18 protein-coding genes and 1 pseudogene are annotated in these 26105 nt (G+C 69.3%); 11 read left to right on the forward strand and 8 right to left on the reverse strand.

Annotated features, from left to right (window positions below; genetic code table 11):
• Nucleotides 1-509: 509 nt before the first annotated feature.
• Both ACIQJT_RS32235 and ACIQJT_RS32240 read right to left on the reverse strand, forming a co-directional pair.
• Entirely contained in the window at nt 510-1688 is a 1179-nt protein-coding gene (locus tag ACIQJT_RS32235) for a N(5)-(carboxyethyl)ornithine synthase (protein WP_402649368.1), read from the reverse strand.
• A gap of 612 nt (nt 1689-2300) precedes the next feature.
• Nucleotides 2301-2894, reverse strand: coding sequence for a sensor histidine kinase (locus ACIQJT_RS32240; protein WP_402649369.1), 594 nt, complete (start codon nt 2892-2894; stop codon nt 2301-2303).
• Nucleotides 2895-3000: 106 nt separating this feature from the next.
• Here ACIQJT_RS32240 and ACIQJT_RS32245 point away from each other — a divergent pair.
• The 7 genes and pseudogenes from ACIQJT_RS32245 to ACIQJT_RS32275 form a co-directional block, all read left to right on the forward strand.
• Nucleotides 3001-3260 (forward strand): annotated as a pseudogene (locus ACIQJT_RS32245) (substrate-binding domain-containing protein); the annotation flags it as partial.
• 305 nt (nt 3261-3565) lie between these two features.
• Entirely contained in the window at nt 3566-4699 is a 1134-nt protein-coding gene (locus ACIQJT_RS32250; protein WP_365461497.1) for a GH12 family glycosyl hydrolase domain-containing protein, read from the forward strand.
• A gap of 172 nt (nt 4700-4871) precedes the next feature.
• Nucleotides 4872-7058 (forward strand): glycoside hydrolase family 3 N-terminal domain-containing protein, encoded by a 2187-nt coding sequence (locus tag ACIQJT_RS32255; RefSeq protein ID WP_365461495.1) that lies wholly within the window; start codon nt 4872-4874, stop codon nt 7056-7058.
• 42 nt (nt 7059-7100) lie between these two features.
• Entirely contained in the window at nt 7101-9311 is a 2211-nt protein-coding gene (locus ACIQJT_RS32260) for a glycoside hydrolase family 6 protein (RefSeq protein ID WP_402649370.1), read from the forward strand.
• A 100-nt stretch (nt 9312-9411) separates the two neighbouring features.
• Nucleotides 9412-10500 (forward strand): lytic polysaccharide monooxygenase, encoded by a 1089-nt coding sequence (locus tag ACIQJT_RS32265; RefSeq protein ID WP_402649371.1) that lies wholly within the window; start codon nt 9412-9414, stop codon nt 10498-10500.
• Between the two features lie 203 nt (nt 10501-10703).
• Nucleotides 10704-12605, forward strand: coding sequence for a molecular chaperone HtpG (gene htpG, locus ACIQJT_RS32270; RefSeq protein WP_402649372.1), 1902 nt, complete (start codon nt 10704-10706; stop codon nt 12603-12605).
• Nucleotides 12606-13512: 907 nt separating this feature from the next.
• Complete coding sequence (locus ACIQJT_RS32275; RefSeq protein ID WP_402649373.1) at nt 13513-14697, forward strand: type III polyketide synthase; 1185 nt, start codon at nt 13513-13515, stop codon at nt 14695-14697.
• Between the two features lie 217 nt (nt 14698-14914).
• On the opposite strand, the gene ACIQJT_RS32280 is transcribed toward ACIQJT_RS32275, so the two are convergent.
• Entirely contained in the window at nt 14915-17077 is a 2163-nt protein-coding gene (locus ACIQJT_RS32280) for a SpoIIE family protein phosphatase (RefSeq protein ID WP_402649374.1), read from the reverse strand.
• A gap of 444 nt (nt 17078-17521) precedes the next feature.
• Between ACIQJT_RS32280 and ACIQJT_RS32285 the strand changes: the two genes are divergently transcribed.
• Nucleotides 17522-17866 carry a hypothetical protein gene (locus ACIQJT_RS32285; protein WP_365461683.1) on the forward strand — a complete coding sequence of 115 codons (345 nt, stop codon included), beginning with the start codon at nt 17522-17524 and terminating at the stop codon, nt 17864-17866.
• A 158-nt stretch (nt 17867-18024) separates the two neighbouring features.
• Here the strand turns inward: ACIQJT_RS32285 and ACIQJT_RS32290 are convergent, their stop codons facing one another.
• The gene (locus ACIQJT_RS32290) at nt 18025-18660 is read right to left on the reverse strand and encodes an XRE family transcriptional regulator (RefSeq protein WP_365461483.1); all 636 of its coding nucleotides are present in this window, start codon (nt 18658-18660) and stop codon (nt 18025-18027) included.
• A 126-nt stretch (nt 18661-18786) separates the two neighbouring features.
• Between ACIQJT_RS32290 and ACIQJT_RS32295 the strand changes: the two genes are divergently transcribed.
• Nucleotides 18787-20178 carry an MFS transporter gene (locus tag ACIQJT_RS32295; protein WP_402649375.1) on the forward strand — a complete coding sequence of 464 codons (1392 nt, stop codon included), beginning with the start codon at nt 18787-18789 and terminating at the stop codon, nt 20176-20178.
• A gap of 313 nt (nt 20179-20491) precedes the next feature.
• Here the strand turns inward: ACIQJT_RS32295 and ACIQJT_RS32300 are convergent, their stop codons facing one another.
• The gene (locus ACIQJT_RS32300; protein ID WP_402649376.1) at nt 20492-20857 is read right to left on the reverse strand and encodes a hypothetical protein; all 366 of its coding nucleotides are present in this window, start codon (nt 20855-20857) and stop codon (nt 20492-20494) included.
• Between the two features lie 180 nt (nt 20858-21037).
• Nucleotides 21038-21346, reverse strand: a complete 309-nt coding sequence (locus ACIQJT_RS32305) for a transposase (RefSeq protein WP_402649377.1) — start codon at nt 21344-21346, stop codon at nt 21038-21040.
• A 264-nt stretch (nt 21347-21610) separates the two neighbouring features.
• On the opposite strand from ACIQJT_RS32305, the gene ACIQJT_RS32310 reads away from it, so the two are divergent.
• The gene (locus tag ACIQJT_RS32310; protein ID WP_402649378.1) at nt 21611-23353 is read left to right on the forward strand and encodes an endo-1,4-beta-xylanase; all 1743 of its coding nucleotides are present in this window, start codon (nt 21611-21613) and stop codon (nt 23351-23353) included.
• 106 nt (nt 23354-23459) lie between these two features.
• Here the strand turns inward: ACIQJT_RS32310 and ACIQJT_RS32315 are convergent, their stop codons facing one another.
• Nucleotides 23460-24335 carry an SDR family NAD(P)-dependent oxidoreductase gene (locus ACIQJT_RS32315; RefSeq protein ID WP_402649379.1) on the reverse strand — a complete coding sequence of 292 codons (876 nt, stop codon included), beginning with the start codon at nt 24333-24335 and terminating at the stop codon, nt 23460-23462.
• Nucleotides 24336-24392: 57 nt separating this feature from the next.
• On the opposite strand from ACIQJT_RS32315, the gene ACIQJT_RS32320 reads away from it, so the two are divergent.
• The gene (locus ACIQJT_RS32320; RefSeq protein WP_402649380.1) at nt 24393-24857 is read left to right on the forward strand and encodes a MarR family winged helix-turn-helix transcriptional regulator; all 465 of its coding nucleotides are present in this window, start codon (nt 24393-24395) and stop codon (nt 24855-24857) included.
• Nucleotides 24858-25083: 226 nt separating this feature from the next.
• On the opposite strand, the gene ACIQJT_RS32325 is transcribed toward ACIQJT_RS32320, so the two are convergent.
• Nucleotides 25084-25656 carry a dihydrofolate reductase family protein gene (locus ACIQJT_RS32325; protein ID WP_402649381.1) on the reverse strand — a complete coding sequence of 191 codons (573 nt, stop codon included), beginning with the start codon at nt 25654-25656 and terminating at the stop codon, nt 25084-25086.
• Nucleotides 25657-26105 lie beyond the last annotated feature (449 nt).

Here is a 26105-nt window from a genome sequence, read left to right on the forward strand (position 1 = left end):
ATGCGGACGGGCCGGGCTCACGGCTGCCCTGGGAGGACGGGTGGAGTGCTGCGGAAGGAGGGTGGGCCGGTGGACCCGAACACGAGGCGACGGCCCGGCCTGGCCGGGTTCCGGCATACGGAAAGTCCTCGTCCTCTCCACCGTACTCCTGCCCGTGCCGCAAGCGCGTGTGTTCGCAAACGGCATCGTGTCGACCCGGTCCGATACACCGGACGTCGGGCGGCTCCATGACTGAGGGCCATGCCGCTGCGCGAATCGGGGACGACGCCCAGGAAGGGGCGCCGGACGACGGACGGCCAGAGATGGTCCCCGCAGCGGCGGACCAGCCCTGCGGCGCCACAGGACGCGCGCCCCAGAGCCAGCGCCCCTATTCCGTGGGAGGAGCGGGACAAGATCAGTATCTCGGCGCTCTACGGACGAGCCGGATCCGAACTGCTCAGCGAGGTGCCTGCCGCGCGGCGGGCTCGGGACAGCGGCCGGAGGACGGCTGAAGAGCGGATGCCCGCCGGCTATGGCCGCGACGCCGTCCGAGTCTCCTCGCGGGCGTGCGGGTACTTTGCGCTGCGGTGCTGGAAGGCGAGCACCTTGGGGTTCTGGACGACGCCGCGGCGGATTTCGATGGCGTGCCGGATCGTGTCGTCGGTGTCCCAGCCGTCGGGGCCCTGGAGCACGACGTCCAGATAGGGCAGGAGGGCCTCGCTGTTCTCCCAGGTCGCGGAGTTCCACAGGTAGGAGGGGCTGTGGTCCACGGCGTAGTACCTGACGTGGTCGCCGACGGTGAACATCGGGTCGGTGAACGTGGTGGGCCGGGCCCAGTCGAAGCCCATGCCCTCGTCGCAGGAGACGTCGATGACCAGAGTGCCGGGGGCCAGTTTGGGCAGGTCCTCGTCTATCAGGAACATCAGCGGTGCGTCGGTGTCCTGCAGCACGCAGTTGACGATGATGTCGTGCCCGGCGAGGAACTCGGCCAACGGCAGCGGACCGTCCTCGGTGAGGGCGACGCTGCGTCGCGGGTCGAGGGTGTCGTCGGCCTTGTCGTGGTCGAAGTGGACGATCCGCGCGGAGTGGATGGGGGAGCTGACGGCGGTGACGCCACGCGCGGTGAGCACGTCGACGTCGTGCACGCCCAGCGCGCTGAGCGCGGTCACCGCGCCGCGGGCCGTCGCGCCGAAGCCGATGACGACCGCGCGCTGACGCCGCCCGTAGTCGCCTGTCACGCCGTTCAGTTGCATGGCGTGCAGGACCGAGGAGTACCCGGCCAGCTCGTTGTTCTTGTGAAAGACATGCAGGTTGAAGGCGCCGCTGCGGGTCCAGTGGTTCATCGCTTCGAAGGCGATCAAAGTCAGCTGCCGGTCGATGGCGGTCTGGGTGAGCCTCTCGTCCTGGACGCAGTGCGGCCAGCCCCATAGGACCTGGCCCTCACGCAGTTCCGCCAGGTCTTCGTGGAGTGGTTTGGCCAGCAGGATGACGTCGCAGTCGGCGATGAGTTCCTCACGCGTGCGAAAGCCCGCGACGAGCGGGGCGAGCAGGCTGTCGGGGACGCCGAAATGTTCTCCGTAGTTTTCCTGGAGATAGATGCGCTTGCGGAGACCGGCGTCGATGCGGTCGAAATGAGCGGGGTGAACGGGCAGACGATGCTCGTTCTCCTTGCGGGTCTGCGACATGATTCCGAGCGTGAGCTGCTGCAAAATGCCCCTTTGGTTACTGCCTGTTTAGCACACCGGGGCAAGTCGGCAGCCGGTCGCGACGGGCGGGGCCGGGGCAGGCGCACGCGGGGGAGCGGGGTTTGGGCGACAAACGCGTGGCCCTGTTCGCTTCCAGGCTGCGGCCGGCATCCGTCTCTGGGGCGATCGGGCCGCCCGTTGCCGGCCAGCTCCGTCGGGTGCGGCCTCGGTCGACGCTCGCGGGCCTGTACGGACCGACGACAAACAGCGATTCCCGGGAGAACGGGTCGGCAACCTCATCCTTGAGGACGTCGCCGACGGCACCGACGGCTGGCAGTTCACCGGGGGCTCCCACTCCGTCGAGCCCGGGTACCAGGCCCCACGAGCAGACAACTTGGGGTCGAGCCCCCTTACACCGTCCGCTGGCGGTGACTCGTGGGAACAGTGCAAACGGCGCGGAGAACGACAGTATGCGCGCGCATCGCTGACGACATCGATGCTGCTGACGGAGTTGCGTTCTTCGCCGGATCCACGGACATGATCAGTTCGTTCACACCCGGGCTGACGGGTCCGCCGGGCACGGTGGCACGTGCGTCCCGGAAGTTCGTGCCGAACGCGGCATCCGGACCTCGGCGATCAGGCCGCCGTCAGGCCGGGGCAGCAGCTGAAGCAGCCACCCGTGCCGGGCGACGACGGCGGCCACCAGAGCGGCCCCAGTCCGCTGCCGCCATTTCCCAGGCGTCCGGCGCCGCGGTGGAAGGGCTCGGTGACCCTCGTTACCTCCTCGGGAGTCATGGCAGCGCCGGTGTTGACGACACGGAGGGGGATCCCGGCGGATTCGTCGCGCAGACGCAGTTCGACTTCTCCGCCGCGGTGGTTGTGGCGTACGGCGTTGTCGAGGAGGTTGCGCACCATGAGCTGAGTCATGGATGTCTCGCCGTCGACCACGGCAGGACCAAGGTCCTCGTTCATTGTCACGCCGTTCGTCAGGGCGGTTGCCCGTTGTGCCTCTGCCTCCCGACGGACGACGAGGGTCAGATCGACCCTTTCCAGGGGGCTCTTACTCGCTTGAGTTTCCGCCAGGTCCAGCAGCGTGCGCACGGTACGGACACTGCGGCTGTTCAGGGTGCGCAGGTCCCGCAGAAGGTCACGTGTCCGCCCGGGCGGCGTATCGGCCAGCGCGTCGTCGATGACCGCCTGGGTGGTGGCGAGTGGTGTGCGGAGTTTCATGGGAGGCGTTCGCCGCGAAACGGCGCTGTGCCTCGAAGGCGTCGTCCAGCTTCGCGAGCATGATGTTGAAGGTAACGGCGAGGTCGGTGATCTCGTCCTGGGTCCGGCCTCGGACACCATGGCCGCCGCAGCACTCGGGGCGCTGCAGGCGGCCGGCCTCCGGGTGCCCGAGGACGTCGCGGTGAACGGCTTCGACGACTTCCCGCTCGCCCAGCACACCGAGCCGTCGCAGACGACGATCCAGAAGCCGCTGGAGGAGATCGGGCGGACCAAGGCGCGGCTGCTGATGCAGAGACCGAACAACCGGAGGTCGCCTGGCGCCATGTCATCCTGCGCACCCGGCTGGTGGTGCGCGCCTCGGCCTGAGGGTCGCGGGGACGGGGCCCGGGCCCGCGGGGACGGCCCCGAGACTCGCAGGGACGGCTCCGGGCGAAAGTTTCGGGAGCGCTCCCAACTCCCGTCCCCCAACGAAAGGTTGCGACGTGTCTGCCTGACCTGCGCCTTCGAAATCCATTCGACGCAGGTGCGCGCACAGGGTTGTCAGGGACATGGACGGACTCCTACAGTCCGACCCGAACCGGTGGAAGTGGGAGCGCTCCCATAAGTGGGGAGGTGGGAGCGCTCCCTTACCGGTTCCGACCAGCCGAGCCACGTTCGAGAGAGGCACCCGCATGCGACCGTTACCGCACCGTCCCCGCCCCGTGCGCGGCCTGTTCGCCGCACTGCTCTCCGCCTTCGCCGCGCTCGCGGGACTCCTCGTCGCCGCACCGACGGCCCAGGCCGACACCACGGTCTGCGAGCAGTTCGGCTCGACCGTCATCCAGGGCCGCTACGTCGTGCAGAACAACCGCTGGGGCACCAGCGCCACCCAGTGCGTCACCGCCACCGACACCGGCTTCCGCCTCACCCAGGCCGACGGCTCGGTGCCCACCAACGGCGCCCCGAAGTCCTACCCGTCGGTGTTCAACGGCTGCCACTACACGAACTGTTCGCCGGGCACCAACCTTCCGGCGCAGCTCAGCAACATCTCCAGCGCGCCCAGCAGCATCTCCTACGGTTTCGTCTCGGGCGCCGTGTACAACGCCTCGTACGACATCTGGCTGGACCCGACGCCCCGCACCGACGGCGTCAACCGCACCGAGATCATGATCTGGTTCAACCGGGTGGGCTCCATCCAGCCGATCGGCTCGCAGGTCGGCACCGCCACCGTCGGCGGCCGCACCTGGCAGGTGTGGACCGGCAGCAACGGCTCCAACGACGTGATCTCCTTCGTCGCTCCCTCGGCGATCAGCAGCTGGAGCTTCGACGTCATGGACTTCGCCGACCAGGCCGTGGCCCGGGGCCTGGCGCAGAACAACTGGTACCTGACGAGCGTCCAGGCCGGGTTCGAGCCGTGGCAGAACGGCGCCGGACTCGCGGTGAACTCCTTCTCCTCCACCGTCAACCTCGGTGGCGGCAGCGGCCCGGGCGGCCCCGGCGGACCGGCCACGGCCTGCCAGGTGACCTACGCGACCAACGTCTGGCAAGGCGGCTACACCGCCGATGTCACGGTCAAGAACACCGGCACCACCGCCCTGAACACCTGGCAGCTCGGCTTCACCCTGCCCTCCGGACAGCGCGTCACCAGCTCCTGGAACGCCACCCTGTCCGGCTCCTCCGGCGCGGTGACGGCGACTCCCGTGGCACACAACGCGCAGATCGCCGCCGGCGGCAGCCAGACCTTCGGCTTCCAGGGCACCTACAGCGGCACCTTCGCCAAGCCCGGCACCTTCACCCTGAACGGCACGGCCTGCACCAGCGCCTGACCGAAGCCGGTCGCGCCGCACCGGCCTTCTCCGGGGCCCGCCCCGCCTTCCCTTACCGACGGGGGCGGGCCCCGGCCCCACCACCCGCCCCTCCGGCCCGCACCCGGAAAGGCCGCATCCCATGAGCCCGAGCTGCACCGCGTCCGCACACACCCCCTCCTCACCTGCCGACGTGCCCTTACGCTCCCGGACCCGCCGCCCCGCTCTTGTCGCCGCGCTGTGCGCCGCCACCCTCGCGCTGACCGCTCTTGCCGCCGCCCCGCCCGCCCAGCTCCCCGCAGCCGCCGTCGCCCTGCCGTACCAGGACCCCTCCCTTCCGGTGCCCCAGCGGGTCACCGATCTGCTCTCCCGGATGACGCTCGACGACAAGCTCGGGCAGATGACCCAGATCGAGAAGGACGCGCTCGTCCCCCAGACCGACCTCGCCACCTACCGCATCGGCTCGGTGCTCTCCGGCGGCGACTCGACGGTCAGCCCCAACAGCGCCCAGACCTGGGCCGACACCTACGACTCCCTCCAGCGCACCGCCCTCACGACCCCGCTGGGCATCCCGATGATCTACGGCATCGACGCGGTGCACGGCCACAACGCGGTGCGCGGCGCCACCCTCTTCCCGCACAACATCGGCCTCGGCGCCACCCGTGACCCGGCACTGGTGCAGCGCGTCGGACGGGCGGTGGCCGAGGAGGTGGCCGGTACCGGCATCGACTGGTCCTTCGCGCCCTGTCTCTGCGTGGCCCGCAACGACCGGTGGGGCCGCACCTACGAGTCGTTCGGCGAGAAGCCCGAACTGCCCACCGCCATGGCCACGTTCGTCACCGGCCTGCAGGGCATGACCCTGGGCGGCGAGACGGCGTCGGTACTGGCCACCGCCAAGCACTACATCGGCGACGGCGGCACCACCGGAGGCGTCGACCAGGGCAACACCGAGCTGTCCGAGGCCGAGCTGCGCGCGATCCACCTGCCGCCCTTCCAGGAGGCGGTACGGCGGGGCGTGGGCTCGGTGATGCTGTCCTACAGCAGCTGGAACGGCGTGCGCTCGCACGGGAACAAGTACCTGGTCACCGACGTGCTCAAGGGGGAGCTCGGCTTCACCGGCTTCGTCGTCTCGGACTGGGCCGCGGTCGACCAACTGGACGGACAGAGCGGCTTCACCGGCACCGAGATCGGCACGGCCGTCAACGCCGGCGTCGACATGGTGATGGTCCCGCACGACTACAAGAAGTTCCTCACCCTGCTGCGCGGCGAGGTGAGCGCCGGGCGGATCCCCCTGGCGCGCGTCGACGACGCCAACCGGCGCATCCTCACCAGGAAGTTCCAGCTCGGCCTGTTCGAAAGGCCGCTCACCGACCGGTCGTTGACCCCGACCGTGGGCTCCGCCGAGCACCGGGCCCTGGCCCGGCAGGCGGTGCGGCAGTCGCAGGTGCTGCTGAAGAACGACGGCGCGATCCTGCCGCTGGCGAAGAACGCCAAACTGTTCGTGGCCGGCAAGTCCGCCGACGACATCGGCAACCAGAGCGGCGGCTGGACCCTGGGGTGGCAGGGCCGCAGCGGCCCCGTCACCGAAGGCACCACCGTCCTCCAGGGCATCCGCGCCGCCGCGACCGACCCGTCCCGGATCACCTACGACCGCTACGGCAACGGCATCGACGGCAGCTACACCGCCGCCGTCGCGGTGGTCGGGGAGACACCGTACGCCGAGATGCACGGCGACCGGCCGGGCGCCATGGGGCTGGACCAGGAGGACCTGCAGACCCTCAGCCGGCTCAAGGCCAGCGGTGTGCCCGTCGTGGTGGTCCTGGTCTCCGGGCGCCCGCTTGACATCGCCGCCCAACTGCCGGACTGGCGCGCCCTGCTGGCGGCCTGGCTGCCCGGCACCGAGGGCGCCGGTGTGTCCGACGTGCTCTTCGGCGACCACGCCCCGACCGGCAAGCTCCCCATGACGTGGATGCGCAGCGCCTCCCAGCAGCCCATCAACGACGGCGACGGCAAGAGCCCGCTCTTCGCCTACGGACACGGCCTGACCTACAGCACCGACCCCGATCCGGACCCGGAGCCCCAACCCGGTTCCTGCACCGCCCAGTTCAAGGTCGTCTCGGCCTGGTCCGGCGGCTACCAGGCGGAGATGACCGTCAAGAACTCCGGCAGCGCCCCGATCACCGGCTGGTCCGTCGCCTGGGACCTGAACGGCTCCACCGTCAACAGTCTGTGGAACGGCTCCCTGACCGTGGCCCAGGGCCGCGCGACCGTCCGCAACGCCACCCACAACGGCGCCCTGTCGCCGGGCGCCACCACCTCGTTCGGCTTCACCGCCAACGGCGGCGCGGGCACGCCCGCCCCGCAGTGCACCGGCTCCTGAACGTACGACCGGCATCCCCGCACGTACCACCGAGGAGGCACGATGACCCACCCGACCAGAGCCGACGGCGCCTCGCTGCCGCGCACGCGCCGACGACGGTCGGCAGCTCTGGCCACCGCCCTGGCCACCCTGATGCTCGGGGTGGCCGGCCAGATCGCGGGACAGCCCGCGGCAGCGGCGGAAGCTCATGTCGACAACCCCTTCGCGGGCGCGACCTTCTACCTCAACCCCGACTACGCCGAGCACGTGGACACGTCCATCGCGCAGACCTCCGACGCCACGCTCAAGGCGAAGATGGAGAAGGTCAAGAGCTATCCGACCGCTGTCTGGCTGGACCGGATCGCCGCCGTCCACGGCGGCGAGGCCAACGCGGGACGCAAGAGCCTGGCCGACCACCTCGACCTGGCACTCGCCCAGAAGAAGCCCGGACAGCCGATCACCGCCACCTTCGTGGTCTACGACCTGCCGGGACGGGACTGCGCCGCCCTCGCCTCCAGCGGCGAACTCCCGCTCACACAGGCCGGGTTGACCCGCTACAAGAGCGAGTACATCGACGTCGTCGCGAACGTCCTCAAGGACCCCAAGTACCAGGACATCCGCATCACCACGGTCGTCGAGCCCGACAGCCTGCCCAACCTGGTCACCAACACCTCCGACCCCGAATGCGCGCAGGCCAAGAGCAGCGGCATCTACGTCGAGGGCATCCGGTACGCCCTGGACAAGCTGCACGCCATCCCGAACGTGTACACCTACCTGGACTACGCGCACTCCGGCTGGCTCGGCTGGGACAACAACCTCACCCAGACCGTGCAGCAGTACACCGAGGTGGCCAGGGGCACCGCGGCCGGGCTGAGCAGCGTCGACGGGCTGATCACCAACGTCGCCAACTACACGCCGCTGGAAGAGCCGTTCCTGACCAACCCCGACAAGCAGGTCGGCGGCAACCCGGTCAAGTCGGGCAAGTACTACGAGTGGAACCCGAACTTCGACGAGGTGGACTTCACCAGGAACGTGCACCGCGCGCTGGTCTCGGCAGGCTGGCCCACCTCCACCGGCCTGGTGGTCGACACCTCCCGCAACGGCTGGGGAGGCTCGGCCCGGCCCACCGCGGAGAGCACCAGCACCACCCTCGACACCTACGTCAACGAGTCCAAGGTCGACCGCCGCGTCCACCGCGGACTGTGGTGCAACGCGAGCGGGGCCGGGCTCGGACAGCCGCCGCAGGCCACGCCCTCCGGATACCCCGACTCGCACCTCGACGCCTTCCTGTGGGTCAAGCCGCCGGGGGAGTCCGACGGCGCCAGCAAGGACATCCCCAACGAGGAGGGCAAGAAGGCGGACCCGATGTGCGACCCCGACTACACCGCCTCCAACGCCGGCAACAACAAGACCGGGGCGCTGCCCGACGCACCGCTGGCCGGCCACTGGTTCCACAACCAGTTCCAGATGCTGGTGCGCAACGCCTACCCCGCCGTGCCGACGGGCGGCACCGACCCGGGTGACACCACCGCCCCGACCGCTCCCACCGGACTGCGGGCCACCGCGAAGACCGCGAGCAGCGTCTCCCTGGCCTGGACCGCGGCCACCGACGACGTGGGCGTGACCGGGTACGACGTGTACCGCAACGGCACCCGGGTCGGCTCGCTGGCCACCGGCACCACGTACACGGACACCGGACTGAGCGCCGCCACCGCCTACAGCTACACCGTGCGGGCCCGTGACGCGGCCGGGAACGTCTCCGCCGCCTCCGCGGCGCTGAGCGTCACCACCGAGACGGGCGGCGGCGGCCCTGACCCGGCGGGCGGTCTCAAGGTCGCCTACAAGAACAACGACTCCTCGGCCACCGACAACGCCATCCGCCCCGGCCTGCGGATCACCAACACCGGCAGCGCTGCCCTCGACCTGACCGGGGTGACCGCCCGCTACTACTTCACCCGGGACAGCGGCTCGTCCACCGTCAACGCCTACTGCGACTACGCCGCGGTCGGCTGCTCCAACGTCAAGCTCAGGGTCGTCCCGCTGAGCACCCCGGTCGCGGGCGCGGACGCCTACCTGGAGGTCGGCTTCTCCGCCGGCTCGCTGGCCGCGGGCCGGGACACCGGTGACCTCCAGCTGCGCATGGCCAAGTCCGACTGGTCCGCGTTCGACGAGGCCGGCGACTACAGCCGCACCACCGCCACCTCCTACACCGACGCCCCCACGATCCCCGGCTACCTCGGCTCCACCCTGGCCTGGGGCGCACCGCCCGCCTGATCCGCCCACCTCCCCACACTCCCTCGCCCGCCCGGAGCGACCTCTTCCCCGGGCGGGCGGGGGCTCCACAGCGGACAGCAAAGCAACGACAGGAGGCACCATGGTTCGACGCAGAAACCGGCTCCTCTCCTTGGCGGCGGTGCTCGCCACCCTGCTGAGCGGTCTCGGTCTGGCCTTGCTCGGCCAGGGCAGCGCGCAGGCCCACGGCGTGGCGATGATGCCCGGCTCGCGGACGTATCTGTGCTACCAGGACGCCAAGACGGGCACCGGCGCCCTGGACCCGACGAACCCGGCGTGCAAGGCCGCGCTGGCCGAGAGCGGATCGACGGCGCTGTACAACTGGTTCGCCGTGCTCGACTCCAACGCGGGCGGCCGCGGCGCCGGTTACGTACCCGACGGCAAGCTGTGCAGCGCCGGTGACCGCTCCCCGTACAACTTCACCGGCTACAACGCCGCCCGCTCCGACTGGCCCCGCACGCATCTGACCTCCGGGAAGAGCATGCAGGTCCGGTACAGCAACTGGGCGGCGCACCCGGGTGACTTCCGGGTGTACCTGTCCAAGCCCGGCTACTCGCCCAGCTCCCCGCTGGGATGGGGCGACCTGGAGCTCATCCAGACCGTCACCAACCCCGCCCAGTCGGGCTCGCCGGGCACCGATTCCGGTCACTACTACTGGAACCTGAACCTGCCCGCGGGCCGCTCGGGCGACGCGGTGCTGTTCATCCAGTGGGTGCGCTCGGACAGCCAGGAGAACTTCTTCTCCTGCTCCGACATCGTCTTCGACGGCGGCAACGGCGAGGTGACCGGCATCCGCGGCTCAGGCGGCACCCCGACCCCCACGCCCACGCCCACGCCGACCCCCACCCCGACCGACCCGCACACCGGCTGCATGGCCGTCTACTCGGTGACCAGCGCCTGGAACGGCGGCTTCCAGGGCTCCGTCGAGGTGATGAACCACAACACGGCACCGATGAACGGCTGGGCCGTGCGCTGGCAGCCGGGCACCGGCACCCGGATCAGCAGTGTCTGGAACGGCACGCTCAGCACCGGGACCGACGGCACGGTCACGGTCAGGAACGCCGACTACAACCGAACCGTCGCCCCGGACGGCAGCGTGACCTTCGGCTTCACCGCCACCTCCACCGGCAACAACCATCCAGTCGGCTCGATCGGCTGCGTCACTCCGTAAGAAGCCCCGCCGAGACGCCGGCTCCCGCACCGCGGGGAGCCGGCGTTCTCGCGGCGGCGTCCGCGTCAGCGTGGACGACCGGATCGGCGGGCGCTGGAGGTATGACGAGCGGTCGGCTTCACGTGCAACGCCCTGACGTGGTGTTTTAAAGTGGCTGCTGCCCGTTTTCCGCGACTCAGTGACCTGTGGGGGACACGCGCACCATGTCGACCGAAACCTTCGAGTTCCAGGTAGAGGCCCGTCAGCTTCTCCAGCTGATGATCCATTCGGTCTACTCGAACAAGGACGTCTTCTTGCGGGAGCTCGTCTCCAATGCCTCGGACGCGCTCGACAAGCTGCGCCTGGCCGCCCTGCGCGACGACGGCCTCGACGTGGACCTGTCCGACCTGCACATCCAGATCGACGTGGACCCGAAGGCCCGTACGCTCACCGTGCGGGACAACGGCATCGGGATGTCGTACGACGAGGTCGGTACGTTGATCGGCACCATCGCCAACTCCGGCACGGCGGCCCTCCTCAAGGAACTGGAGGAGGCCCAGGACGAGACCGGCGCGGAGGGGCTGATCGGCCGGTTCGGCATCGGGTTCTACTCCGGATTCATGGTGGCCGACGAGATGACCCTGGTGACCCGGCGCCTCGGCGAGAGCAGCGGCACACGCTGGTCGTCCCGCGGTGAGGGTACGTACTCGCTGGAGAAGGTCGAGGACGTGCCCCAGGGCACGTCCGTCACCCTCCATCTCAAGCCCGCCGACCCCGAGAACCAGCTGCACGACTACACCTCCACCTGGAAGATCAGGGAGATCGTCAAGCGGTACTCGGACTTCATCACCTGGCCGATCCGCCTCGCCCCCCAGCCGGGCGACGGCGAGGAGACGGCCGAGCCGGAGACGCTGAACTCGCGCAAGGCCCTGTGGGCACGTTCGCGCGAGGAGGTCTCGGCGGATGAGTACCACGAGCTCTACAAGCACATCAGCCACGACTGGCGCGACCCCCTGGAGACGATCCGGCTCCAGGCCGAGGGCACCTTCGAGTACCAGTCGCTGCTGTTCCTCCCGGCCCACGCCCCGCACGACCTGTTCACCCGGGACTTCCGACGCGGACTCCAGCTCTACGTCCGACGCGTGCTGATCATGGACGACTGCGAGGCGCTGCTGCCGCCGTACCTCCGCTTCGTCAAGGGCGTGGTCGACGCGCAGGACCTCTCGCTGAACGTCTCCCGGGAGATCCTCCAGCAGGACCGCCACATCAGGATGATCCAGCGACGGCTGACCAAGAAGGTGCTGTCGTCGGTCAAGGAGATGAGGGCCAAGGACCCCGAGAAGTACGCCACGTTCTGGCGTGAGTTCGGCTCCGTACTGAAGGAGGGACTGCTCGGCGACCCGGACAACCGCGACGCCATCCTCGCTGTCGCGTCCTTCGCCAGCACCCACGAGGGGGACGAGCCGACGACGCTCCAGCAGTACGTGGAGCGGATGAAGGAGGGGCAGGAGCACATCTACTACCTGACCGGCGAGTCCCGGCAGAGCCTCGAGAACTCCCCGCACATGGAGGTGTTCAAGGCCCGGGGCATCGAGGTCCTGCTGCTGACCGACCCCGTCGACGAGGTGTGGGTCGACGCCGTCGGCGAGTTCGAGGGCAAGCAGCTGCGGTCCGTCGCCAAGGGCGAGATCGACCTCGACGTCCAGGACGGCGAACAGTCGGACAGTTCACGACAGGAGCAGGACGAGAGTTACGCCGGCCTGCTGGAGTGGATGAAGGAGCAGCTGGGGGAGGAGGTCAAGGACGTCCGGCTGTCGAACCGCCTGACCGTCTCACCGGCATGTGTTGTCTCCGACGCACACGACCTCACCCCGGCGCTGGAGAACATGTACCGGGCGATGGGCCAGGAAGTGCCGGTCACCAAGCGGATCCTCGAACTCAACCCCGCTCACGCGCTCGTCCGTGGCCTGCAACAGGCCTACGCGGAGCAGGAGGACCGGACGGAGCTCGCCGAGACCGCCCAACTCCTGCACGGACTCGCGGTCCTGGCGGAAGGCGGACAGCCCAAGGATCCCGCGCGGTTCGTCAAGCTGGTGGCGGAACGGCTGGAGCGCACGCTCCGCTGAGCCGAGAGGTCGGCAGGGGGCACGACGGCTGGGCCCCCTGCCGACCGAGGGCGGGGCCGCCGTTGCGGAACAGCGACGTCCTAGTCCTGCCAGCTAGCGTGCAGGAGGCGCCGTCGTTCCGCTAGGGCGTTGTAGTTGAGACCGCACGCATCAACCCGGCGGTACCCAAGACTGAAATCTTCGCGCGACGCCTTACCGGGCTGCGTGGTCTCGCGTACGAACTTGCTGCCGCGTTGGACCGGCTGGACATCTCCACCTATCGCAGCGGCGCGCGGCTCGCTCCGGCCCGGACACCAGCGATGGAGCAATGACCGCCTCAGCAGCGGGTGGTTGGGGTGTCGGCCCATCACGGGGTCGGCACCCCATACACAGCGCAGACCATGCTGCCTACTGCCTACTGGAGGACGCCGTCCGCTCGGTCTCGCAGAGGCCGTCTCGGCTTTCGGTAACAGCTGGCCCAGTCAGCAGATCGCACGCGGCTCCGCCGTACTGAACCTTTCAAGGGCACCGGGGGCTCGACGAACCCGTACAACCGCCTTCCAGGACCCGGGACACGGCACTGACGGGTGTGGGACGCTACGGATACGCACCACCGGCTCCTCGTCGTGAAGGGCAGCCAGGCTGTGGTGAGCCGCGGTGGCGGCGATGGCGAGGTCCACCGGTGGCATGTCGGGCAGGCGCGGCACCGTGCCGGCCCCCCTGCGGCAGTGTGCGCCGTCTCACGCATCGCAGAACCTCCCAAGTTGCCCAGATCACAGCGCAAACGCCCCTGTGGCATTCATGCTCGAAACGGACACTGACTCCCGAATCGGGTCGTACTGTCGTGACTTGAGTGACTCCTTACCAAGTGGCCCGCGACACAGCGCCCGTGGCATTCGATCCCGTTCCCTGTAGAAAGGCGCCGATCATGGTTGCTTACCTGTGCCCGCCCGCCGTGATACACGGCAAGCACGCCGTGCGGACCAGCCAGATCGTGGAAGAAGTGCGAGGTCGGCACCCGAACGCGGCATGGGCGCCGCGTGTCGACGGCATCGCGTCCAGTACGGGCATAGAAACCCGTGGCTGGATGCTGCCCTTGGAGGCTGCCATCGCACCCGGCAGCGGAAGCGGACTGCCGGCCGCCGGCATCGGGCCGGCCCGAGAGGCGCTGGCCGGTGACGGGTTCACCGAACAGGACGTGGATCGCGTGATCGCCGCACTTGAGGCGATACCCGCGCCGCAGACCGTCCAGGAGCGCACCGCGCCGGCCTGGTCGGCAGTGCAGTCCTACGGTGAGCGTGCGGCGCGCGGGGCCCTGCAGATCGCAGGGCTGGACGCCGCGGACGTCGACTGTCTGATCACCAGTCACTCCACCACGCCCGCGCTGCCGGGGCTCGACGTCTCCCTCGCCAACCGGCTCCCGCTCCGGAGCGACGTGCTGCTGCTGCCGGCCACACAGTGGGCCTGCATAGCCGGGACCCGCTCCCTGGCCCTGGCGGCGGATCTCGTGGCCGCGGACCCCGACCGGGTTGTCCTGGTCGTGATCGCGGAGGCACTGAGCACGACCTACCAGCCCGCGGACGACACTCTGGAGTCCTTGATCGTCCGGTTGCTGTTCGCGGACACCGCGGTCGCCGCGGTGGTCACGGGCCGGCCCAGGCCCGAGTCGGTGCTGCGGCTGGACGCAGCCTGGCACCACACGCTGCCCGGCACCCAGGACCTGCACCGCTTGGAGACACGGGAGGACGGCACCCACTTCGTGATGGACCGGCGCGGGCCGCGCGCCGTGCAGGAGACGGTCACGGCGATGTGGGACTGGTTGCGCCTCCGCTACCAGGACGACCCCGGCTCTTGGCACCCCGACGTTCTGCTCGCCCACCCGGGCGGGACGCGTGTGCTGGAGTACATGGAGCAGACGATGCCCGACGGGTGGCCGGCGGGGCTCCTGCACTACAGCCGGGACAGCTACACCAGCGGCAACCGCGGAGGCGCCGCAGTGTTCGACATCATGCGCAGAGCGTACGACGCCGGGCAGAAGGCGGGCAGCCGTGCCGTTCTGTACGCGGCCGCCCCGGGCCTCACGGCCACCGCCCTGGAAGGGGAGTGGCTGTAACGCCGACTCGCGGCCCCAACCCCCCCGTGACGCCGGTGCCGCCGCCCGACGAACAGCTCGCACGCCGCCCGGCCAACACCCCGTCACCGGCCGGAAAACGCTCCGTCACCACCCGAGCAAGGCCCTTGCCGCCACCCGCCAAGGCTGCCTTGCACCACCCGGCGGAAGAATCGCCGTCGGCCTGCTGACGCCTCATCACCGGCCGGCAGGCTCCCCCTCACCGCTCGACCGTAGCCCACACCACCTTCCCGGTGTCCGTCCACCGCACCCCCCACCGGGCGGTGAGCCCATGCACTACGTGCAGGCCACGGCCGGCGTCGTCGAGGAGCCCGCTCGGGCCCAGCCGCGGCCTGCCGTTGCCGGTGTCGCCCACCTCGCACAGCAGCCCGTGACCGGTCCTGATCAGCCGTACGGTGATGGGTCCGCCGGCGAAGCGGACCGCGTTGGCGACCAGTTCGTCGACCACCAGCAGCACGCTGTCCCTGGTGTGCTCTCCGGTGCCCCACTGTCCCAGCAGCTCGGAGACCAGTGTGCGGGCCCGGGCGGCCGCGTCGCGGCGGGCGGGCAGACGCCACGTCGTGGTGTCCCCCTTGCGGTAACCGATCATGCGTGCGATCAGCAGAGTCACATCGTCGCGCCGACGTGTCGGCGCCACCGCCGAGACCACGCGTCGCGCGGCCTGCTCCAGGTCGTCCCAGGGGTGCAGCGAGGACACGGCGTCCGTCAGCCTGTCGATGCCCTCGTCGATCGACAGGGCCGGATCCTCCACCAGGCCGTCGGTGTAGAGGGCGAGCAGTGAGCCCGGGGGCGCACAGAACGTGTACACGTCGTACGGTTCCCGCAGTGCGAACTCGGCGCCGAGCCCGGGGTGGGGGCGTATCGCGACCGGGCCGGCGGGCCCGTCCGGGGGTACCAGGACCGGGGGGAGGTGGCCGGCGCTGGCCACCGCCACCTGGTGGCTGACCGGGTCGTACACGGCGATGCAGCAGGTCGACCCGAGGGCGCTGTAACCGGCCGCCAGCCCGGACTCCGCGTCGTCCAGCAGCGACACGGTCTCGTCCAGGTGCTCCAGCACCTCGTCGGGCGCCAGGCCCGCTGACAGCAGCGCGCGGGCCTCCACGCTCAGCTGTCCCATGGTCGCCGCCGCGCCCAGGCCGTGCCCGACGACGTCTCCGACCACCAGCGCGGTACGGCCGTCCGGCAACGGAAAGCTGTTCACCCAGTCGCCGCCGACGCCCGCGCTGTCGGGGGTGGCGGGCTGGTAGACGCTGGCCGTCTGGATGGTGTCGCCGCCGGACCGTGGCAGCAGTCGGCGCTGCAGGGCCAGGACCTGCGTGTGCTCGCGCTGGTGCTGACGGGCCAGGTCCACGTGGTGGGAGGTCCTGGCCACCAGTTCCTGCAGGTCGAGCAGCTCGCTGTCCGCGAAGGGGCGGTCCGCCCGCCGCCAGACCTCCGCGACACCCAGGACTACGGGCGGTGAGCCGTCCAGGACCAGCGGTATGCACGCCACGGCCGCCGCCTGGTCGCCCGGCACCAGGGCACGTACCAGCCGAGGACTGCCGAGCACCCGCTCGATCGCTTCCCGGTCGGGCATGACGATGGCCTGCGCGGCATCGTCACGCCGTATGGCCTGCGACAGCAGTCGACTCGCATCGCCGGGAAGATCGTCGCCCGGGGTCACGTAGCCGTCGGGCCATGCCCGGTCCGGCACCAGGGCCGCCCGTCGCAGCCGGAGGCGCCCCTGCGGCTGTCCGGTGACCGCCTCACCCGTCCACACGGCGAAGTCGAGATCGATGGCTGTCACGTCACCCCAGGCCAGCAGGGACTCCGCCAGCGACTGCGCGGTCTCGCCGATGTCCAGCGAGGTGCCGATCGCGGTCTCGGCGGCGTACAGGTGCAGCCTCCTGGCCATGGCGATCAGGGATACGGTCAGGCCCTCCTGGGGCGCTGCGGCGGCCAGGATGCTCATCGAGACCACCAGCTCCGACCCGTCGCCGCGTCGCAGGCGCTGGACCCGGGCGACGTGCGGCTCTCCGGTCTCGAGGACCTGCCGCAGGCGCCGGGTGACCGTCGGTATGTCGGAGGGAGGCAGGAGATCGACGAAGGCGCTCCCGGCCACGGCCTGCACTCCCGCGAAGACCGGGGCGTCCAGATTGCAGCGGGTGATTCTCAGATCCCGGTCCAGATTGACCGCGCCGAGGATTTGCTCCTGACCGGCGGGGGCCGGGTTGTCGGACACGTCTCGGCGGGCGGCGTCGTCCCCCCGCGGGTCGGCTGAACCGGCGGCCGCCGCTGCTCGGTCGCCTGGCATGTACTGCCCCAAAGCGCTGCTGACCATGTCGAACGGTGACGCAGACGAGGGGGGTGGGGTGGAGTCCATGCGACTCTCTCAGCTCGCTCGCCGACCCCGGCACCACGTCGGAGCCGTACCAGAACCCGGGCGACAGCCGGGATTCCTGACCGCAAACCTCATTCAATAACACCCGGGGCCGCTTCGCCCACACCAGCGGGCCGCAGGGTGACGAGGTGGCAACCGGCGACCAGTCGACGACGACGTTCCTTCACAGTCGTTCCAGGTCGTCACCGCTCTGTACTGGCACGGCGTCCAGGCCTGGAGGGCTCCTGCGCCTGCCCCGCGGACGCGATGGCTGCCCGCCCCCTTCCGGGCGGGGTGTGCCCTGTGGCGAACCGCGTTGACACGGATGGTCCCCGGACGTTGACTGGCAACGCGACACAGGACCATCAACGGCAGAGTCGACCGGGCTCTTGGCGAGGGCGACCTCGTACGGTGACCCCGGCACAACGAAAAACGGTGCAGACGACAATGTACGACCAGGCACGCGCCCAGCAGCCCGACGACCGGTCCTCGGGGCCCGCGGCGCGCCGCACCGAGGGTCCCGGACCGCTGATCCCGTCCGACGAGCGGGACACGATCGTCCGGCGCCTCGGGCACGCCGTCAACCACTTCGCCGACACCCCGCGCGAGGCGCTGGAGGAGGCCGAGGCCGCCTTCGACGCAGCGGCCGACGCGCTGGTGAAGGTTCTCGCGGAACGGCGGCGCGACCTGCGCAAGAGCTGGCAGGACCAGGATGCCGAGACGCGGTCCACGGAACTACGGCTCGCGCTGCGGGAGTACCGGGAGATCGCCGGGCGGCTGCTTCGCGCGTAAGCGGGCGCGCGGATCACGACCGACGCCGACTCCGTCATCGACGGCGTGCTGCTCGATTGCAAGAGCACCTGCCCGGTGGCGGAGACATCCCGGCGCACCGCCTCGCAGCTCACCGGCTACCTGCTCCTCGATGCCGCCGACCATCCAGCTGTTGCGGGTCATGAGGTTGTCGACGGTGGGTTTGGGGCGGTCGGCGGGGTGAGATCCGTTGTGGACGGTCTGGTGCGGACGACGGCTTGGTCTCCGCGTGGACCGAACAGGTGCAGGATCTCCACGGTGCTCGTGTCCGCGGGGCCGAACCAGTGGGGCTCGGTGGTGTCGAACTCGGCCACTTCGCCGGGCAGCAGCGTGAAGTCCTGCGCCCCGAGGATGAGGCGTAGCCGACCGGCGAGGACATAGAGCCATTCGTAGCCCTCGTGGGTGACCAGTTCCGGCTGGCGGGGGGTCAGTACCTGCTTGAAGACCTGCACTCGGCCCGGGTACTGCGTCAGAGGTACGAGGACGCTGCCGCGCTCCTTGTGCAGGGGCCGCAGGTGCACCCGGGGGTCACCGCTGGCGGGCGCCGCCACCAGTTGGTCGAGCGCGACGTGGTGGGCCCGCGCCAGCGGGATGAGCAGGTCCAGAGTCGGGCGCCGTTTGCCCGATTCCACCCGGGACAGTGTGCTGACCGAGAGTCCGGTCGTGGCCGCGAGTGCCTCGAGCGTGAGTCCCCGTTCCCGGCGCAGGTTGCGCAGCCGGGGCCCGATGCCATCGAGAATCTGTTTCAGCTCCGCGTCCCCGACGCCTGTGTTCATGGATTCATTTTTGCAGTGTCCGCAAAAGAGCTGGGCTGCGGCTGGCGTGCGGGCTGAGTCTTGCCGGGCACTGTTCCCGGACATCAGAGGTAGACCGTGACCGCAACGACACCCCTTGTTCAACCCATGCTGAGTGCGCGCAGACGCTGGACGGTGCTGGTCGTCTGCTGCCTGAGCATGTTCCTGGTGGGCCTGGACACCACCATCGTCAATGTGGGTCTGCCGGCCATCGGTCGCGGCCTGGATGTCGACACGCGCGGTCTCGAATGGATCGTGGACGCCTACACCCTCGTCCTGGCCAGTCTCCTGATCTCCTCCGGCGCACTGGCGGATCGCTTCGGACGCCGCCGGGTGTTCCAGTGCGGGCTGGCCGCGTTCGGCGCCGCCTCGTTGGTCTGCGCGCTCGCCCCGTCGGCGGGCGTACTCATCGCGGCCCGCGCCCTGCAGGGCATCGGCGCCTCGATGCTCAGCCCCGTGGCGCTCGCGATCGTGGTGAACGCGATGCCGGACCCGAAGGAACGGGCGCAGGCGATCGGCATCTGGGCGTCAGTGTTCGGGCTGAGTATGGCCGCTGGTCCCATCACGGGCGGTGCGCTGCTCGCGGGGCTCGGGTGGCGGGCGCTGTTCTGGATCAACGCCCCGGTCATCGCGGCCGCTCTGCTGCTCAGTGCGGTGTTCGTGCCGGAGTCCCGGGCACCGCGGGCCCGGCGCCTCGACCTGCCCGGCCAGGTCCTGCTGACCATGGTCCTCGCGGTCGTGGTCGGCGTCCTGATCGAAGGGCCTCGCATCGGCTGGACGTCGCCTGCGGCGCTGGCGGGATACGCCGGAGCTGCTGTGGCGACAGCCGCATTCGTGTGGGTCGAGTCCCGCCGACGTGAGCCGCTGATGGATCCGCGGATCTTCAGGAGCCCGGTTTTCAGCGGTGCCGTCCTGGGCGCGGTGGCGCTCTTCGTCGCGCTGACCATGACACTGCTGCTGAACACTCTCTACCTGCAGCACACCCGGGAATGGACGCCGCTGGCCGCGGGAGTGGCGACCTTGCCCCTGGCCGTCGGAGCGACTGTCTGCGCCCCTTGGTCCGGCCGCATGGTCGGCCGCACGGGACCGCGGCTGCCGCTGCTCCTTGCCGGTGGTTTCATCACGGCCGGCGGGCTCTGCCTGGTCCGGCTCACTCCACACACGAGCGTGCTCCTGCTGCTGGCCGCGTACTTGCTAGTCGGCGTCGGATTCGGTTTCGCCAACGCCCCGATCACCAACACCGCGGTCAATGGACTGCCACCCGCCCGTGCCGGCGTGGCCGGGGCGATCACCTCCACCGCACGGCAACTCGGCTCCGCCGTCGGCATCGCTCTCGCCGGCGGCCTGGTCACGGCCACCAGCCCGGCGGGGCTCGCACATGCGTCCCGCCCGGGGTGGGTGCTGGTCGCCGCCTGTGGCGTGCTGGTCTTCCTTGTCGCCCACGTATCACCGCAGAAGGAGGCCACCATGGGCTTGGCGGCCTCGCCGCAAGTGCGGTGAGCCGCGCGCCTCACCGCAACGAGCCGTTGTCTGTTGAAGCGCGCAGCCCGGGAGGGTTCGACGATGTCGGTCTGGCCGGTGGAGCGGGGCAAGTGCCTGACGTAGTTCACCCATGCGCCGATACGAGCGCTGACCTTGTTATCCGTCAGGCCAATCGCATCTTCCGCGCCCTGCAGGTATCACCGCTCACGCTCTGGCCTCGGACGACCGGGCGGAGCGGGTTGCAAGACAAGCCTGGTCTCAGAGGCGATTCGCCCGGAGTTGGCGCTGAAGCGGCGCACCTGAGCCGAGCACTGTGGGCCGGTGACTGCTATCAGTTGGCGAGGTGGTGCGCGGAAAGCAGCCACCGCCAGCGCCGACGCTCCGTGAAGAGGGTGGCGGCGGCCAGCAAGGTCACGAGGACCGCGGCCCAGGCGGGCCAGGCCAGCCACGACGAGACCACGGCAGCAGCGAGTTGGAGCAGTACCAGCAGGATCGTGACCCAACCCGGCACCGCGATGATCACGTTGGTCTTGTCCCCCGGAGTGGAGAACAACGTCGGAAGCCCGATGAGGGCCAGCACGGACAGGGCCGCAAGCAGCCATGAGTGGTCCGCCAGCGCCCAGGGCATGGCCACCCATGCGACGAGTTCTGTCGCGAAGCGCAGGGCTGACGCAGCTTTGTCGTCCGGTCGTCTCAAGGTCGATGCCCCACCAGCAGCCTTTGTCACCTGCGGACGATCTCACGGCACGCGCCTGACTGCCAGAGTTCGTGCCGCCGAACCACGCCACGGCAGTGATCGGGTCGGGGTGTCCGCGTCGACGAGGTCGAGGCGGCCCTGGGAGGGCCATCGATATCGGACCAGTTCTGTTCGTGGGCTTCAGCGGCAGTCACCCGGGCGGCTGGCAGACCAGCGGCGATGCAGCGGCGGGCTAGGACCCTGGCCAACTCGCCCTTGGTCGTGAAGATGCGCGCGTCGGGGCTTTCGCTTCCCGGCACCGTTTTCGACCCTGGACCAGGACTTGGGCGGGTATGGCTCGCGGTCGACGAGGGCTCTGCCATGTCCGGTGGCGTAGGCCGCGAGGACACCGAGCTGGCAGTTGTCGATCTTTCCGGATGTGCCGGTGTAATGACTGGACACCCCGACTGATGTGGTGCCCTTCTTATTGAACCCGGTGTAGCCAGCCACCCGAGCGAATCCGGACTCCAACTCCTAGGCGTAGTAGTTGACTTCGAAATCCCCTCCACGACTTGCGTACCGTCTCCGTGGATACCTTGAAGTCCGCTGGCACACGCGTGTTCATGCGAATTCCGCACAGGCCGCAACGATTCGGGCCCGCTCCGCCACACAAGCTGGGACGAGCCACACAAGGTCGCCGTACCTCACGTGTGATGAACTGTGGCCCGGTTTCAAGACGTTGATCTCGTCTCGAACAAGAGAGTGGGAGGGACCGTGGGCCTCGGTGGGGGGACGTGGCAGCGGCTGACCGCCGTGGTAATGGTCATGGCGGTGGCGGCCGGGTGTACCGGGCAGGGCGAAGGCGCGGGCGGCGGACACGACGAAGACCTGCTGCGGAACCACGACTGGACGCAGATGCCGGGCACCACCGCGCGGAACGACATCCTTCGGGTCAGCCCATTGGATCGGCGCATCGTGGAACAGGACTCCTCTGGAGGCCAGCCCAACCCCCCGCTGAACCTGGCCGGACCGCATCTCAGGTCCGATGGCGATTTCACCGTCACCGCGCGCATGTCCGGCGTGGGTGACGATGACGGCGACTCATGGCTGCGGCTGTACGGACGTGTGCCGGTCATCTACGACGAGTGGCGGCAGGAGCGGCCCTCGCTCCGCATCGGCGTGACCGCTGACGGGCAGGTGGGGGTACAGATTTGGGACGGTGGGAGCGATGAGCCGGCCATCTCCAAGGAGTTCGACTGCGGCTGCTCCCGGACGGTGACGCTCGCCGTGTCGAGCATCGGTGACACCTTCCGTGTGGAAGCCGACGGGCGACGGCTGGGAACCGTACAGGACCCGGGGGTGTTCGCCGAGGGCACTGTCTGGTTCGGTCTGGAGGCGGACGCGGGCGACGACGAGCGCCGCGAGGGATGGCGTCTGACGCAACTGACCGCGCGGGCGGAGAGCGGTGACTCGCTCCGCGTGATCAAGGCGCCGCGGCTACGCCAGAAGCAGTCCGACGACTCGCTGCGCGCGCGGGCCGCAGACGTGGGGCGGCCGTTCGACGTCGGCACCGCCCTTGCCGAGAACCCGCTGCTCACCGACTCACGCTACCGGGCGCTCGCGGGAAGCCAGTTCTCCATGCTCACTCCGGAGAACGCGTTCAAGCCCCAGTTCCTCCACCCACGCCGGGGTGTCTACGACTTTCGCGACGCGGATCTGCTCGTACGCTTCGCCCGCGCGAACGGCATGAAGGTGCACGCGCACACCCTCGTCTGGCACGAGGCTCTGCCCAACTGGATGCGGGAGAACGACGACCCCGAGGAGGTGCGCCGGACCATGCTCCGCCACATCGCCGCGGTCGCCGGTCACTTCAAGGGACGGGTCGCGGAATGGGATGTGGTCAACGAGCCCATGTCCGACGACCAGGAGAGCTACACCAACGGGGATCTCGGTCTGCGCTCCGAGCAGAGCCCGTGGTTCGAGGCCATGGGCGAGGAGTACATCGACGAGGCGTTCAGGGCCGCCCACCGGGCCGACCCGAAGGCACGGCTGTTCCTCAACGAGTACGGGGTCGAGGAGGAAGGCGAGCGGTGGGACGCCCTTTACGATCTCGTCAAACGGCTCGAGGAACGCGGCGTACCCATCGACGGCGTGGGTTTCCAGACCCACGAGTACGCACCCGGCGACCGCGTCGACCCGGAGACCTTCCGCAGCCATGTGCGGGATCTGGCGGAACTCGGCATTCAGGCGCGGGTGTCGGAGATGGACGTCCTGATAGGCGAGGACGAGGAGGACGGGCAGCAGACCCAGGCTGACGAGATGGCGGGCAAGCTGCGGGTCTGCCTGGAGGAGCCGAACTGCACATCGTTCTCCACCTGGGGATTCACCGACCGGTACGGTTCGACCGCCGACACCAAGACCTATCCTCCGCGCACGGCTGATTCCCTGCCGTGGGACGCGGCCCTGCGACCGAAGGCGGCGTACGAGCGCTTGCTCGAGGTCCTTGACGAGGCGTGAGATTCAAGGCGCGATCTCTCGGTTTGGTGTGGATGGTAGCGAGAGTACGTCTTTTCGAGCCAGGAACGATTGGTACACCGGGCACTGCCGCATGCCTAGGTGAAGATCACCGAGGTGGCCGGGGAGCCGTTCCTGCCACCTTCTCTTCGGTCGCGTCCCACAGTTCCCGCTGCACGCGCGGATCCCGGCCGAGCTCGGGGCACTGCAGGGGACGGGCGTCGCGGGCGGAGAAGTAGCCACCGGTTGTGCCCGCCAGCGCCGGATCGGTGGCGAGCCGCACGATGATGCCGGCGCCCTTGCGGGGATCACCGATCCGCAGAATGTTCAGCACTCGCTGAAGGACGGCGGAGCCGGGCAGGTCCCGGCCCAGGCCGGTGGCGTTGAAGCCGGGATCGCAGCAGTTCACCGTGACCTTGTCCGCATCAAGGCGACGGGCCAGCTCCTGCGTCCACATGATCGTCATCAGCTTCGTGCGCCCGTACAGGGACATCGACTCCCGGCGGGTGTAGGGCTCGGTGCGCCGCAGATCTGCGGCCGGGTCGATAGTTTTCGCCTGCTGGGCCGCTTCGGAGGCGACGTTGACGATCCGGGCCGGGGCCGAGGCGCCGAGCTTCGCCCTCAGCGCCTCAGTCAGGACAAACGGGCCGAGGTAATTCACCGCCGTCATCTCCGCAAGGCCCTCGCTGGTGACACGCTGCGCGAAGGCGTGCACGCCGGCGTTGTTCACCAGGACGTCCAAGCGCGGGTAGCACGCGGCAATCTCCTCGCCCGCGCGGCGGGCGTCGGAGAGCAGGCCCAGGTCAGCATGGAAGACATCGACGGGCTCGCCGGTCACCGCCTTCAGATCGGCGACGAGAGCTTGCGCCTTGCTGCGCGAGCGGGCCACCGTGCCGATGCGATAACCCTGGCGGGCCAGCTCGAAGGCGGCGATGCGGCCCAGCCCGGAGGTGGCTCCGGTGATCAGGGCGACGGGACGATCCATCCCACAACCTCTTTCATGAGGTACCTCACGATTATGTTGTGCGAGGATACCCGAATCATGGAGCAGCACGAATCAACCACTGCGGGCAACACCCCTGAGCAGGTGGGACTGTCCTTCCTCACTCTCGCGTACACCCTGCGCGAACAGGTCGACCAGCACATGCTGATGAGCTCGGGCCTGTCCCTGTCCCGCACCAAGGTCCTTCGGACGCTGGCCACCTGCGGTGCGCTCCATCAAGCACAGCTGGCCGCCTCCCTCGGCCAAGCACCGCGCTCCGTCACCCAGATCGTGGAGGCCCTGGAGCGCATCGGCATGGTCGCCCGAACCGACGACCCCGAGGACCGCCGCCGCAAGACCGTCTCCATCACCGACATCGGCCGGACGGCACTAAGAGCTGCGGAAGAAGCGGGCACACACGTACTTCGCCAGCACTTCGGCCGCCTCGAACCACAACAACTGGCCACACTCGACACACTGCTCGCGCACCTGGACGTCGCCCTCACTGGCGGCAAGACCAGCTGACAGGCACGAAAGGGCCCCACCTCTGTGGGTCAACTCGTAGACGTGTAGGAAAACTGGGCCCTGTGCCGCCCCACCGCCGCTGATCCCGTTGCGGCAACGACCCGAAGACATCGGCAACGAACTTCGCTAACTCACCGCGGAGCCGTTCCACGTCCCCCAGCTTCACACCACGTAGTTGCCCACCACCAGGCGAGATCACTCGACGAAGCACTACTAGGCGACCGGCTCAGCGAAGGACGCGGTAGCGGATGTGGGTGGCCTGCGGCGTGTCGATCACCCGGATAATCTCCAACTCGATCTGCGAGGGCAAGACGTCGAACAGGCGACGGCCACCACCGAGCAGCACCGGGATCTGATGGATCTGCACTTCATCCAGCACCCCGGCCTCAAGTGCCCGTTGCGCCGTGTACGCGCCGCGCACCTGCACGTCCTTGTCCCCGGCTGCGTCCTTGGCCTGTGCCATCGCGCTTTCGATCCCGTCGGTCACGTAGGTCACCAACGGATAGCCCCAACGGGCGGCGGGGCCGGGCGGGCGGTGACTGGGCACGAAGATCGGGAGACCACCGTGATCACCGCCCCAGTGATCCATGAGCTCGGCAGTGCGTCGTCCCGCGAGCACGGCCCCGGCTGCGTTCCATTCGTCCTGGAACTGCGCGGCCGGCCCGGAAAGCGGGCCGGACTCGTCCTCCGGGTCGGCCCACTTGTGCAGTCGTTCGCCATCGTCGCCGCCCAGAAAGTCGTTTTGATCGGCGACATATCCGTCGAGTGACATCGACATGTCGAGCACGGATGCGGACACTCCGGCCTCCTGTGGTTTCGATCCAGACTTGTTCAACTGTGCTGTAGACCTGGCATGGCGGCATCACTCATCGGGCATCGCGGCGGCAATAGCTCACGTGATCCTGATTGCCTCCTGGAGCGTCATCTTCGTCCAGGTGGGGCGTGATCCAGACGGCTGCCCGCGCAAGCGCCGTCGAAGACGCGGCCACCGTCCGGCTGACCGACCCGCCCAGTTTTTCGGTCTCGACGGCTGACGGAAGTCGAGCTGGGCTGTGACGGTGAACGCGACCATGATCGCTGCGTGCGTGTCGACGTTGCTCGACTCGGGCGGTGTCGCGCGGGCTGGCGCTGCTGCCCGGACCTGCGGGCTGTCCTTGGAGCTTGCCGAACGGAGGACGGAGCCCCTGGTGAATCGGCTCGCCGTCCTCTGGCACATCGTCCCGGCGGGCACGCAGCCGGGGTCCTCGG

Origin of the sequence: Streptomyces sp. NPDC091972, assembly GCF_044756385.1 — a bacterium.
Taxonomy (GTDB): Bacteria; Actinomycetota; Actinomycetes; order Streptomycetales; family Streptomycetaceae; genus Streptomyces.

What these genes read in the sequence shown, in the direction of transcription:
- ACIQJT_RS32290 (WP_365461483.1), bottom strand. Translation starts at nt 18,660, where the DNA reads ATGAACACAGGCGTCGGGGACGCGGAGCTGAAACAGATTCTCGATGGC.
- ACIQJT_RS32320 (WP_402649380.1), top strand. Translation starts at nt 24,393, where the DNA reads ATGGAGCAGCACGAATCAACCACTGCGGGCAACACCCCTGAGCAGGTG.
- ACIQJT_RS32280 (WP_402649374.1), bottom strand. Translation starts at nt 17,077, where the DNA reads ATGGACTCCACCCCACCCCCCTCGTCTGCGTCACCGTTCGACATGGTC.
- ACIQJT_RS32275 (WP_402649373.1), top strand. Translation starts at nt 13,513, where the DNA reads ATGGTTGCTTACCTGTGCCCGCCCGCCGTGATACACGGCAAGCACGCC.
- ACIQJT_RS32250 (WP_365461497.1), top strand. Translation starts at nt 3,566, where the DNA reads ATGCGACCGTTACCGCACCGTCCCCGCCCCGTGCGCGGCCTGTTCGCC.
- ACIQJT_RS32260 (WP_402649370.1), top strand. Translation starts at nt 7,101, where the DNA reads ATGACCCACCCGACCAGAGCCGACGGCGCCTCGCTGCCGCGCACGCGC.
- ACIQJT_RS32265 (WP_402649371.1), top strand. Translation starts at nt 9,412, where the DNA reads ATGGTTCGACGCAGAAACCGGCTCCTCTCCTTGGCGGCGGTGCTCGCC.
- ACIQJT_RS32315 (WP_402649379.1), bottom strand. Translation starts at nt 24,335, where the DNA reads ATGGATCGTCCCGTCGCCCTGATCACCGGAGCCACCTCCGGGCTGGGC.
- ACIQJT_RS32240 (WP_402649369.1), bottom strand. Translation starts at nt 2,894, where the DNA reads ATGAAACTCCGCACACCACTCGCCACCACCCAGGCGGTCATCGACGAC.
- ACIQJT_RS32285 (WP_365461683.1), top strand. Translation starts at nt 17,522, where the DNA reads ATGTACGACCAGGCACGCGCCCAGCAGCCCGACGACCGGTCCTCGGGG.
- ACIQJT_RS32295 (WP_402649375.1), top strand. Translation starts at nt 18,787, where the DNA reads ATGCTGAGTGCGCGCAGACGCTGGACGGTGCTGGTCGTCTGCTGCCTG.
- htpG (WP_402649372.1), top strand. Translation starts at nt 10,704, where the DNA reads ATGTCGACCGAAACCTTCGAGTTCCAGGTAGAGGCCCGTCAGCTTCTC.